This is a genomic window from Thiocapsa sp. UBA6158 (assembly GCF_002423035.1).
GTDB lineage: Bacteria > Pseudomonadota > Gammaproteobacteria > Chromatiales > Chromatiaceae > Thiocapsa.
Genome location: NZ_DIUM01000072.1, coordinates 41,540 through 53,523 on the forward strand (window position 1 = coordinate 41,540; position 11,984 = coordinate 53,523).

The 11,984-nt window shown below is 63.4% G+C and carries 9 protein-coding genes; 4 read left to right on the plus strand and 5 right to left on the minus strand.

The window, feature by feature from the left end; translation table 11 throughout:
* Position 1: 1 nt before the first annotated feature.
* From B4N44_RS10805 to B4N44_RS19805, 3 genes are all read left to right on the plus strand, one after another.
* Entirely contained in the window at positions 2–841 is an 840-nt protein-coding gene (locus B4N44_RS10805; RefSeq protein ID WP_296700583.1) for a thymidylate synthase, read from the plus strand.
* A gap of 371 nt (positions 842–1,212) precedes the next feature.
* Positions 1,213–2,229 (plus strand): protease SohB, encoded by a 1,017-nt coding sequence (gene sohB, locus B4N44_RS10810; protein WP_296700585.1) that lies wholly within the window; start codon positions 1,213–1,215, stop codon positions 2,227–2,229.
* 281 nt (positions 2,230–2,510) lie between these two features.
* Positions 2,511–2,786: an OST-HTH/LOTUS domain-containing protein gene (locus tag B4N44_RS19805; protein ID WP_349681082.1), complete on the plus strand. Its 276-nt coding sequence runs from the start codon at positions 2,511–2,513 to the stop codon at positions 2,784–2,786.
* Positions 2,787–3,489: 703 nt separating this feature from the next.
* On the opposite strand, the gene B4N44_RS10820 is transcribed toward B4N44_RS19805, so the two are convergent.
* The 5 genes from B4N44_RS10820 to B4N44_RS10840 all read right to left on the minus strand — a co-directional run bounded on the left by B4N44_RS10820 (position 3,490) and on the right by B4N44_RS10840 (position 11,265).
* Complete coding sequence (locus B4N44_RS10820) at positions 3,490–5,484, minus strand: alpha-amylase family protein (RefSeq protein ID WP_296700588.1); 1,995 nt, start codon at positions 5,482–5,484, stop codon at positions 3,490–3,492.
* A gap of 360 nt (positions 5,485–5,844) precedes the next feature.
* On the minus strand, positions 5,845–6,765 hold the full coding sequence (locus B4N44_RS10825; RefSeq protein WP_296700592.1) for a PfkB family carbohydrate kinase: 921 nt from the start codon (positions 6,763–6,765) through the stop codon (positions 5,845–5,847).
* A 192-nt stretch (positions 6,766–6,957) separates the two neighbouring features.
* Positions 6,958–7,797 carry an HAD-IIB family hydrolase gene (locus B4N44_RS10830; protein ID WP_296700594.1) on the minus strand — a complete coding sequence of 280 codons (840 nt, stop codon included), beginning with the start codon at positions 7,795–7,797 and terminating at the stop codon, positions 6,958–6,960.
* A complete protein-coding gene (locus B4N44_RS10835; protein ID WP_296700597.1) occupies positions 7,794–9,974 on the minus strand; it encodes an HAD-IIB family hydrolase in 2,181 nt (726 codons plus the stop codon). Before B4N44_RS10835 ends, B4N44_RS10830 begins: the two co-directional genes overlap by 4 nt.
* 37 nt (positions 9,975–10,011) lie before the next feature.
* Positions 10,012–11,265, minus strand: a complete 1,254-nt coding sequence (locus B4N44_RS10840) for an SPOR domain-containing protein (protein WP_296700599.1) — start codon at positions 11,263–11,265, stop codon at positions 10,012–10,014.
* Positions 11,266–11,439: 174 nt separating this feature from the next.
* On the opposite strand from B4N44_RS10840, the gene B4N44_RS10845 reads away from it, so the two are divergent.
* Positions 11,440–11,943: a low molecular weight protein-tyrosine-phosphatase gene (locus tag B4N44_RS10845; RefSeq protein ID WP_296700603.1), complete on the plus strand. Its 504-nt coding sequence runs from the start codon at positions 11,440–11,442 to the stop codon at positions 11,941–11,943.
* The last annotated feature ends 41 nt before the right edge of the window (positions 11,944–11,984 follow it).

Here is an 11,984-nt window from a genome sequence, read left to right on the forward strand (position 1 = left end):
GATGCGCGTCTATCTCGATCTGCTGCGTGATGTGATCGACAACGGCATCGACAAGGCCGACCGCACCGGCACGGGGACGCGCTCGGTGTTCGGTCGTCAGGTGCGCTTCGATCTGCAGCAGGGTTTCCCGCTGTTGACCACCAAGCGGGTGCATACCAAAAGTCTGATCCACGAGTTGCTCTGGTTCTTGGCCGGCTCGACCGACAACCGCTGGCTTCAGGACCGCGGCGTGACCATCTGGGACGAGTGGGCGGCCGAGGACGGAAGTCTCGGTCCTATCTACGGCGCCCAGTGGCGCAGTTGGTCTTGTCCGGACGGCCGCGTCCTCGACCAGCTCGCCGAGCTGGTCGCGACCATCCGGATCCGCCCGGATTCGCGCCGGCTGGTGGTCTCGGCCTGGAACCCGGCGGATCTGCCCGACGAGACACGCAGTCCGCGCGAGAACGTGCAGGCCGGGCGAATGTCGCTTGCCCCTTGTCATTGTCTCTTTCAGTTCTATGTCGCCGATGGGCGGCTCTCCTGTCAGCTCTATCAGCGCAGCGCCGATCTCTTCCTCGGTGTGCCCTTCAATATCGCCAGCTATGCCTTGCTGACCCATCTCATCGCGCACCAGTGCGATCTGCAGGTCGGCGAATTCATCCACACCTTCGGCGACCTGCATCTCTACCGCAATCATCTGACCGACGACATCGTCTTCGAGCAGCTCAAGCGCGAGCCTCGGGCGCTGCCGCAGTTGCGTCTGCTGCGTCGTCCGCCGAGCCTGTTCGACTACTGTTTCGAGGATATCGAGATCGTCGGGTATGAGCCGGAACCGGCGATTCGTGCGCCGATAGCGATTTGACGGTCGCAGAGTGGGATCGCATGGGGCTTGTGACGGGCAGGCTCAGGGTCGGGATCGTCCTCCTGGCCTCGGTTAGGCTTGGACTGTGAGGATGCATCGATCATTGCGGTACGCCGCGTTAGGCCCCGGTGAATTCAGCGCACTCACCTCAAGGCAAGTCCAGCGGGAATCCTTGCAGGCCGTCCTGCTTGACAGGAGCGCGGCATGACGTTACGGATCGAATCCCGGGGCATCGATTGTATTGATCAGTCGATTGAGCACATGGTGAGCGGTCGGGCGGCGAGATTTGCGTGTTCGGGTGTTTGTTCTCCTGTTAGGTTGCGAGGTCTTACGCAACAGTCACGAACCTTCCGGGCGAGGAGTTGCCGCTGATGGAATCACTCATTCAAGTCCTGCTCGAATACGGACTGTTTTTGGCCAAGACGATCACGATCCTGCTGGGAATCGCCGTGTTGCTGATCCTTGCCATGCGGCTTCGACAGGGCGGCCACGGCGATTCCGAGCAGCTGGAGATCACCGACCTCAACCAGCGCTATCGTGCGCTGAGCTCGGAGTTGAAGGCGTTTTCGCTTTCGAAAAAGGCGTACAAGGCGTATCGCAAGGCCGAGCACAAGGCGGAGAAGGCCCGCGAGAAAGCGGGGCATGCCGACCGCAAGCGGCTCTTCGTCATCGAGTTCAACGGCGACATCCGGGCCAGCGAGGTCAGCGCGCTGCGGGTGTTGGTGACGACGCTCTTGATGGAGGCCCACGAGGGCGATCAGGTCTTGGTGCGTTTGGACAACTCGGGCGGTCTGGTCAGCGAGCACGGGCTGGCTGCGTCGCAATTGGCGCGCATCCGCCAGAAGGGTATCCCGCTGACGGTCGCGGTCGACAAGGTCGCCGCCAGCGGCGGCTATCTCATGGCCTGTGTCGCAGAGCGCATCATCGCCGCACCCTTTGCCGTGGTCGGCTCGATCGGCGTACTGGCCGAGCTGCCCAACTTTCATCGCCTGCTGGAACGCTACGGGGTCGACTTCGAGCTGCATACGGCCGGCGAATACAAGCGCACACTAACCATTTTCGGCGAGAACACCGACGAGGGTCGCCAAAAGCTGCGCGAGCAGTTGGAAGAGACACACGCACTCTTCAAGTCATTCGTCGCGACCTATCGCTCCGAGCTCGATCTTGGCCGCGTCGCCACCGGTGAGTATTGGCACGGACAACGTGCGGTCGAGCTCGGTCTGGTGGATGCCATCCAGACCAGCGACGACTTCCTGCTGGCCGCGATGGACGAGATGGATCTGCTCAAGCTCAAATACAGCGCCCGCAAGAAACCGATCGAGCGGCTGCTGTCGAGCATCCGAGCGCGCTTGGACGATGCCGTTGCAACCTGGCGTCGCGCGAGCTGAGCAGTTGTGTCGAGGCGCGCCCTTGACAGATCCTCGCGGTTGGCTGTCCCTGATTTTTCCAAGATTGCTGACAGCTCCGGACGCGTTGTGGTCGTTTGCAGACGGCACTCTGCCGTGCAGGCGCATCTGGCGCGGCAACGATCGATCCTGTGTAGTTCATGCCTCCACACTCGGTTTGGAGCGATCGCCACGGGGTCGCCGAAGCAGGCGACTTACCCGTCGCCACAGGCCGTGGGACAGCATGGAACTTGAGCCGTGCTTGTACTGTGCGTAGAGTGTGGATGTTAAATGGCATCGCCCCGGACGGCACAGTACTCTGGCCGGCAGCAGGCATTGTCCGCGCCTTGCGCGATGCGGCGAGCGAACTCGCCGTGGACGGATGGACACCCGTTACAGCGGCTGGGTGTTGGATCACGGAACGGAGTCCTGAACAGCAGCCCAACAAGTACGGACGCGCCAGCTGGCGACAGCTGCTGCATGATTCGCGCCTGTTCGAGCTGCGCTACCGTGACGTACATGGTCAGCGAGCCGCCTGGTACAGGGTCCGCACCGAATAGCCCTGGGTGGGGTTCCTCAGCACGACATCGACCCGTGCGAAGATCTCAACCTACGACCCGTGAAGCTGCAGCTGTTCGTTAATGCGTTGTTGGCCTCGACGACGGTGGACCTGCCGGCCGACAATGATCTCGCGCACAAGCTGATCCTTGACCACTACACCGCCAGCGGGCACGCCAATGGGGGGCAGCGTTCTATTACACTGCGCTGCCGGACCCGCCGATCACCTACCGTGTCGACCTTAATCCACACGAGGACTGGAGTTGCCAATGGCCGGTTCCGGGCGAGAGCCGGCGCTGATCCGGTTCGCCCCGATCGACTGCTTTGCGCGTCGAACAATCACTCGGATCCATTTCGGGTACAGTTTTCTTGACGCCTTCGTTGCTCCTCGAACGATGCTCAAATGGCTAGATCTCGCATGGCGGCATTTCTGGAAGCGTCGCGGGTCCAACACCGCAAACTCCCCTGTTGTGCTCCCTGGGTCCTGCAGGCCGTTCATCCCGCAGACTGATGGCAATGCTCCAGTCGCCCTCCCAAGGGCTTGGGACATCCCCTCGATACCGTGATCCGTTCGGAGGCCAGCCCGAAACGCCTCCGATATCCTGGAGTAAACCGCCGGGCGACGGGGTGTTGTCGGCGGTGACCACACGCTGACCCTGATCAAGGATTCAGAGTCTGCAGGCCGTACTACGGGGCATGTTCCGATCAGTTTCGGATCGGGCCCGCTTCGAAGAGCGCCCCGGGGCGTTGGTTGGCCAACCAGTAAAAATGGTAGGGCGGGACCACCACTCGGTTGTTGAAGACGGCGGGTGTGTCGCCCGAGGCAAGATCGATGATCTGTCCGTAGCGAAAGAGTCCGCGTCGATTCAAGGTGTCGAGGTCCAGATACTGAGGTTTGGCGTCGAAGTTGGCCGCAACCAGGACCGCGTTGGCGGCCAGGCTCGGGTGGGTGCGTAGGAAGACGAAGAGGTGCGGGTTCTCCACGTCGATCGGCTCGCGGTTGTTGAAGTCGGCGAAGGCCGGAGTGTCCTTGCGCACGGCGATGAGCCGTTTCAGACCATCGAACAGGCGGCGCTCGACGGTACCGCTGAGGTGACGCCGTTCGGCGCGCGCCCAGTCGATGCGCGGACGATGGACCCAGCGGGCGTCGCTCGCCTTGTGCGTGTCGTTGAGGAATGAGTTGTCGTTGAGCGTGCCGATCTCGTCTCCGTACCAGAGCAGTGGGATGCCGCCGAACGAAAGGATCATGGCGTGCAGCATCAGGATGAGATCCACGACCTGATCGATGGCATGTTGATCCTCGGCTTCGAGCGCCGATTCCAGACCCGCGAGGGAGGCGAGCGCGCCTGCAATGCGGGCATCGCCGGTCTTCAGATTGACGCCGAACGGCCGTCCTCGCGCCGGAGAGCCCTCGAAGGCGCCGGTGTACCAGTCCACGAGAAAACGACGGTGCGAGTAGGGGTCGTAGTCGCAGGCGCGAATGTCGGCGTCGTCGAAACCCAGGCCGATATCGTCGTGACACCGTAGATAATTCAACCAGGTTGCGCGGTCGAGTTTGTTCGGCAGGCTCTTGATGCCCTGATTCAGCAGTTTGGCGTTCTTGGTCGCGACGGCGTCCCAAAGCAGGGCCATGAAGGTGGCATTGTAGGCGATCTCGCACTCCTTGGCGATGACCGCATCCTCGCCGAAGTATTTGATGATCTCCGATGGGGCCACGATCGCCTCGGCGATGAAGAGCACGCCCGGCGCCGTCACCTGGCAGCAGTCCTTCATCAGCTGCAGGATCAGGTGTGCCTCTCGCTCGTTCTGCGAGGTCGTGCCGATCTTCTTCCAAAGGAAGGCGACCGCATCCAGCCGAACGATGTCCGCCCCCTGATTGGCCCAGAAGAGGATGATGTCGAGCATCTCGATGAAAACGGCGGGGTTGGAGTAGTTCAGGTCCCATTGGTAGTTGTTGAAGACCGTCATCACCCACTTCTCCATCTGCTCGTCCCAGGTGAAGTTGCCGGGGGCGGTCTCCGGGAAGATCTCGGGCATGGTCGCCTCGAACATGTCCGGGACGTCGCGGTTGGGGAAGCAGTAGTAGAAGTTTTGGTACTCCGGATCGCCTTCGCGGGCGCGCTGCGCCCATTCATGCTCGTCGGAGGTGTGGTTCACGACCACATCGAGCGTCAGCAACATGCCGCGCCGTCGCATGGAATCCGCGAGCGCGCGCACATCCTCGACGGTTCCGGCACGCGGGTCGATGTCGCGAAAGTCGCTGACCGCATAGCCGCCGTCGCTCGCACCTTGCGGGCATTTGAGGATCGGCATCACATGGACGATGTTGATCCCGAGCTCCTGCAGGTAGGGCAGGCGCTCGTTGAGTCCCTGCAGGTTGCCGGCGAATCCGTCCGAGTACAGCGCCATGCCGACCCATTGCTGGCTCAGGAACCAGTTGTGGTCCTCCTCGCGGGCCATGTCGAGCTGCTTGAGCGCCGCGGGGCGGTCGATGTAGGCCCGGGCCAGACGCTCGGTCAGGTGCACCATCTGGGTCTTGAAGTCTTCCCGGTGTCCGTAGAGATGGAAAAACAGCGAATGGATGGCGTAGAAGTTCGCACCGAGGCGGGTGAAGAAGTGCCGCAGATCCTCGCGACAGACCTCGTGATCGAGCTCATCGAGAATGTCGTTGAGAAGGGCGTGAGAAACCTGTTCGTACATTTGAACTGCGTCCGAAGTGTGTGAGTGCTGTGTGTCGTGTTTTATGGGTCTGGAGGCGCCCCGTCGTCTCGGCGGAGATGCAGTTCAAGATCATTCGTGCATTTAAATCTTTGAACCGCGCGGCGCCGATCTTTGCAGTGGTCTGACCGGTCTCTAGTGCAGCAAGGCAGATGTGTCGAGACCGTTCGTTGTCGTTGTCGTTGTCGTAATCGTGGTCGTATCCGATGGTCGATTACGACAACGACAACGACAACGACAACGAAAACGACCACCACAATAAAAATAATCTCGGACGGTCTCGGAATCTCTGCACCTGCTCCATTAGGTGCGCCAATCTTCGCACGAACCGCTGAACGTGGTTCAAATACCCCATTGATCAAGGTAAGGCCGATAGAGTGCAGGATCGGCAGACGTGGCGCCGTGCTGCTCGACGATGCGCGAGGCGAAGGACTGGGCCCGCTCCAAGGTCGTCGCGACCGGCCAGCCTCGAATGATTCCGAGGATGAGCACGGATGCGAAGGCGTCGCCCGCGCCGACCGTGTCCTTGACCGCGAGCGCGGGTGCCGGTGCGACGCGCACCGGGGCAGTGTCGCGGCCGAGTGCGAAGGCACCGTCGCCGCCGAGCGTGACGACGAGCCCGGTGAGCCCGTGCTGCGCGAGGAAAGCCGACGCCAGCGCGGTGAGCTGCGCATCGTCGGCATCGGCGTCGTTTGAGCCCGAGGCGTCAGCCAGAAGCGCCAGCTCGCTGCGGTTGAGCTTCACCCAGTCGGCATCCTGCAACAGACCGCGCGTGGCCTCGGCAGACCACCAGGGATCGCGAAGATTCACGTCGAGGAAACGGATGCCGTGCCCGCGGGCCTCGAGCGCGCTCAGCGTTGCGGCGGAGACGGGACTGCGCAGGGCCAGTGTGCCGTGATAGAGCAGCTCCCCGGCAGGCGGAAGGTCGACGGCACGGATATGGTCGAAGGCGCGATCGGGGATGATCTCGTAGGTCGGCTCGCCGTCGTCGAGCATGACCCGGACCTCCCCCGTCGCATGATCCGAATCGGTTTGCAGGGTGCTCGTGTCCATCCCCCAGTCCTGCATCGCGCGGCGCACCTGCTCGCCCTGCGGATCGTCCCCGACCGCGCTGATCAGTCGCGGCGCGGCCCCGAAGGCACGCAAATGCCAGGCGACGTTGAAAGGCGCTCCGCCGAGGACGCGTCGACCGCCGGGGAAGCAGTCGAAGAGGACCTCGCCGAAGATGTCGACGATCGGCTGTTTGGTGGATGACTCGGCCATTGGCTGGTTCCTCGATCTTCCGAAAACGAGTGTGTCGATGCGTAGGTCGGGTTAGGCGCGCTTGCACAACGCATGGCGATTGCGCCAAGGCCGGTGCGCGCCGTAACTCGACTTCGGCGGTCAGCTGAGATATTGCGTGTCGGAGGACGCTTCGCTCATCCGACCTCCGGGGTCATGGGAGTCCAGAGCGGCTCACTGATCCAGCCAGGGCATGAGGTCGGGCCTGAAATGGGCCACGCCTTCGAGGATACCCGCGCTGTAGTTCCCGTTCATCCCCGACCAGCCGCCGTGTGCGCAGTAGAGTCGGTCGGCCTGTCCGTTGGCTGCGGCCAGACGCAGCGCTTGCGCGCGCACCTCGGGGTGGCCGTTGGCGACCAAAACCGAAGGGATCGGACTGATCAAGACCTCGAGATCGTTGCCGCTGTCGCCGGCGAAGAGTGTCGTGGTCTCGTCGTGACCGAGTCGGCGCATGAGAAAATCCACGGCGTGATACTTGGTCGCCCCCGCGGGCAGCACGTCCAGCAACCCGATCTCCGCCGCTTCGTCGATGCTCCAGATCAGACTGGCGTTCACCCCCAACAGGATCAGGCGGGTGTTCACCTCGGCCTTGAGTGCCTCGCTGTCGACATCGACGGGCGCATAATAGCTGAGCTTGAAAGGCGCCTGCTTCTCCGGCTCCTGAAGCCGCAGAAGATCGATATCGACCAAGCGCTCGGCGAGTCCGTCGCGACCGATGCCGGCCCAATCGCGACCGATCTCCTCCTGCCAGTCCGCGAGCGGCTCCCAGTCGCTTGTCGTGACCCTGAAGATACTGGTCCCGACGTCGCCGATGACCACGTCGGGAACAGGCAGGTCGTATTCGGCGATCGCCTCGCGCACCAGTCCTTGATGACGGCCCGACACGTACGCGAGCGTCACCCCCGGCCGTGACACGAAGCGCCGAAAGCGCGGGCGTGCGTCGGGCGACTCGGGTTCCGCCCCGTTGGGGACGAGGGTGCGGTCGAGATCCGTACAGAGCAACAACGGCTTCATGATGCCGTACCGGGGACGTCCTGAACCGTGCCTGCGCCGCGCCCGGGATTGGCGCCGGGGACGCTGCAGGTCCCGAAGAAATCGTAGTGCTCGATGGCTTCCAGGATGCCGAGCGCGTGGGCCTCTCGGGCAAAATAGATGTTGTCCATCTCCACGAGCTGCGAGAGCTCCTCGTGGTGACGGTTCGCAACCACGACCGCGAGTGTGTTGCCGCGCATCATGTCCTCGTCCGCACCCGAGCCGCCGGCGACCAGGATGTGCTCGAGCGGGATCCCGAAGCGATGGGCGACATAGCGCAGTGCTTGGCCCTTGCTCGCACGGATCGGCACGACGTCGAGGAACTGCCCGAAGGCGTGAATCACGTTCACCGTCAGCTCGCGGGTGCGCAGCAGGGTCGTGATCTCATCGACCGGCGGGGCGACGTTGGGGTCGTAGTGATAGGCGATCTTGAAGCGACTCTGCTCGGTCCTGCGTTGGGGCACGAGACCGGGCACATCCTCCAGGGCGCGGCGCACCGCCCGCGGATTCCAGAGATGGTCGACATGCTCGCTCCAGAAGTCGTCCACGACCAGTGCGGCGCTGTAATGGATCTCGGTCCCGAGGCTGGTGATCATGACGTCGGGGACCGGGATGCCGTGCCGTTTCAGCTCCACCAGAAGTGTATCGAGTCGGCGGCCGGTCGCGATCCCGAAGTTCGCGCAGCGCTTGTTGGTCCGCATCATCTCGATGAACCGCCGGACGCCTTCGGCATTGCCGAGCAGGCTCTGATCCAGGTCGGTAAAGAGTGCACGGTCGCGGTAGATGAGCCGACGGCGCAAGGGCGGCGTGGCCGGAATCGGCGCGGCCCGCTTGGTGAGCGGAGCGACGCGCTCGCGATAGGTCTCGGCGTGAGCCTGCCAGGAATAGCGGTCGCGTACGGCACTCAGGCCGTTTCGGATGAGCTCGCGGCGGAAGTCCTCGTCGCCCAGGACACGAATCAAGGCGTCGGCCATGGCCCGGCGATCCAAGGGGTCGACCAAGAGGCCGTTCTTGCAGTTGCCGATGATGTCGACCGGACCGCCGTTCTCGGTGGCGACCAGCGGCAGTCCGCTTGCCGCGGCTTCCAAGAGGGTCAGTCCGAAGGGCTCTGTCAGGGCCGGATTGATAAAGACGCCACCGGAACGGGCGACGAGGCGATAGATCTCGGGCACCTCCTCGGAGCGATGGTGTTTGGGGGCCGCAACCTTGCCGTAGAGGTCGTAGGCGTCGATGGTCAGCAAGACGTCGGTCAGAACGGTCCGTGCACCCTCGTCGAGGTCGCGAATATCGTCCCGGTTGCCGGCGATGATCAGCAGATTGGCCAGCGCCTGAAGCTCAGGCGATTCGCCGTAGGCTTCGAGCAGCGCGACGATGTTCTTGCGGTGATCGGCGCGGGACAGTGCCAAGATCAACGGCTTGTCGGGCTCGTCGAGGAAGCGATCGACGTCCGCGGCGAAACCGATCGGCGGATCGTCCTCGGCCGGCGGATGAAATTGGACCAGGTCGGTGCCCGGCGGGATGACGACCATGCGCTCGGGTTGGTAGTAATCGTAGAGGGCGTATTGCTCTTCGATCTCGTTGTAGGTGCTGGTGATGACCAGCTCCGCCGTGCCCAGGACGCTCTCCTCGGCCTCGATGCGCCGCACCATGTTGTAGCGTGCATCGATCTGCTCGCCGTCGAGTCCGGCGGCGAGCAAGCGCTGGCGTTTATCGCGCCCCAATGAATGGCCCGTGTGGACCAGGGGGATACCCGCCAGGTTGGAGAGCCGTACCCCGACGTAACCGGCATCCGCGTAATGGCTGTGGATGACCCCCGGCCACCGACCTTCGTCGTGCAGGAAGGCGGTCAGATTGTCCACGAATCCGTCGAGGTGGTCCCAAAGCTGCTCTTTCGGGATGTAGCCTTCCGGTCCGGCGTCGATCCTGACGATGCGCGCCTTGTCGTTCAGGGTCTCGATGGGCTCGGCATAATCCGGGCTGACGGCGGGGTCGATCACCCGCCGGGTGACGAGATCGACTCGGGAGATGTCCGGGCGTTCGGCGAGTGCACGGGCGAGATCGACCACGTACTTGGTTTGGCCGCCGGTGTCCGCGTCACGACCGAGCTCGAGGTCGTGTCCGCGAATCAAGCCATGGATACTGAGCAACAATACATACATGCGTACCACCCGTCGGGAGCGGTCGGGCCGAAAGCGGCTACCGCTCGATGTGGAGGATTCCGAGCCTGGTCTCGGGGGGAAAGCTGCGGATCCAGGTGTCGAGTATCGCCAGCTGCGTCGGCAGCCTGTCGATGGCGGCGGAGGCGTCGGAGTAGCCCGAATAAAGACTGTGAATCAGGACGAACCAAGGGCGGCCCTGGTAGCTCTCTTCGCGGAAATAAACACGCGACGGCAGCTCTTCGCGGCGTGCGAAATCAAGCAGCTCGTCGAGCGAGTAAAAGCCGATCAGCTGCAAAGCGAACGGTGTATTCCCGACGGTCAGGGGTTCGTCGAGGATACGAGCCGAAACCGGCCGGGCCTGTTCGCTATTCGCGTCGAGGCTCCGTGCAACCGGCTCGATACTCTGTGGTCGGGCATCCTCGTTGCCCGGGGACGGGTCGCCGGTCGGTGACGCGCTCGGCGTGAGGTCGGACGCAGGGTCGGGTTCGGGGGCGGCCTCGGGGACTGTCTCGGATGAGGGCTCGGGCGAGGGCTCGGGCGAGGGTACGGCAGCTGGCTCGGTGTCTTGACCGGCGAGTTCCTCCGGTGTTTGCGTTGGCGCCGGGGCGGTGTCGTCTCGGATCGCGGCCGCAGACGGGGATTCCTCGACCTCGGCATCGGGTACTGCTTGCGCCATCGGCGCTGATTCGGGTTCGGCCGGCGCGCTCGGGGTCTCCTCGGCGGTGATCGCGATCGTGTCGTCGGTCTGTTCAGTCTCATCGGTGGGCTCGGGGGCGAGCCGCATCTGCACCTGATCGGCCGATGCCGACCCTTCGGGCGGCGCCTGCGGCTCCGTGGCCTCGCCGCGCGGGGGCAAGGACTCCGACATCGCCGCAACCGAGGCGCGCAGATCCGCCAATCCCGCCTGCAGGGCCGCATCTTGGGCCGCGACGGCAGAGAGCTGCTCGTAGTCGACACGCAACCGGGCAACATCTTGGATCAGCGTGCGTTGCACGGCATCCAGATGGCCGTAGACGAAGAACAAAGCGCCGCCGAGCAGGGCGGCGACCAACAGGAGTGCTCCGATAAAGACCGATACCTGATGCTTGAGTCTGGCGTTGGTCTCTTCGTGATGTGTCTGCCAAGCGCGCTGCAGACGATTGGTCGTCAGCCGTCGGTCGTCGTCGACATCCGCGATTCGCGTCACGAGCGCGTTCTCGGCCGCTTGAAACTCAAGCCGATGGCGCGCCAACGCCTCCGACAACGAGACGATCTGATCGGCCAACGTGGCCGTGTCTGGCGTGTTCTCCATCGAAGCCGCGTCCTTCAGTTAATCCGATGCTCGAGTCGACCTGCGGCCCCGCGGTCCCGTCGCCGGGACCCGGGCGCTGCTGCGCCTTGCGCGGGATCGGCACTGCACCGAAATATTCGTGTGAGGCCGGTATATCATACCAGCCATGATCGATTTCGTCGGGCGAAGACCATCATGAGTGAATCCAAACAGGCTGAATCGCAGAAGGTCAGGGTGCTTTTCGTGTGCATGGGCAATATCTGCCGCTCTCCCACGGCGCACGGTGTCTTTCGACAGCTGGTCGTCGCGCGGGGGTTGTCGCATCGCGTGGAGATCGATTCCGCCGGCACCCATGCCTATCACGTCGGCGAGCCGCCCGATCGGCGCGCACGTGCGACCGCGCTCGAGCGCGGGATCGATATCGGCGATCTGCGTGCCCGTCTCGCCGAGAGCGCCGATTTCGAGTCCTTCGACTATGTGCTGGCGATGGATCGGGACAACTACCGCATTCTGTCTGGCCTATGCCCGCCGGGGATGGAGTCCAAGCTGCGGCTCTTTATGGAATTTGCGCCCGATCTCGGGGTACGGGACGTGCCCGATCCCTATTACGGAGGAGCGCGCGGTTTCGATCAGGTCTTCGATCTGGTCGAGGCGGCATCTCAAGGGCTGTTGGAAGACCTGATGCAGCGCCTTCGGTAACCGCGTCCGTGGCACACGGATGCGCGATCGCAGCCCGCGAC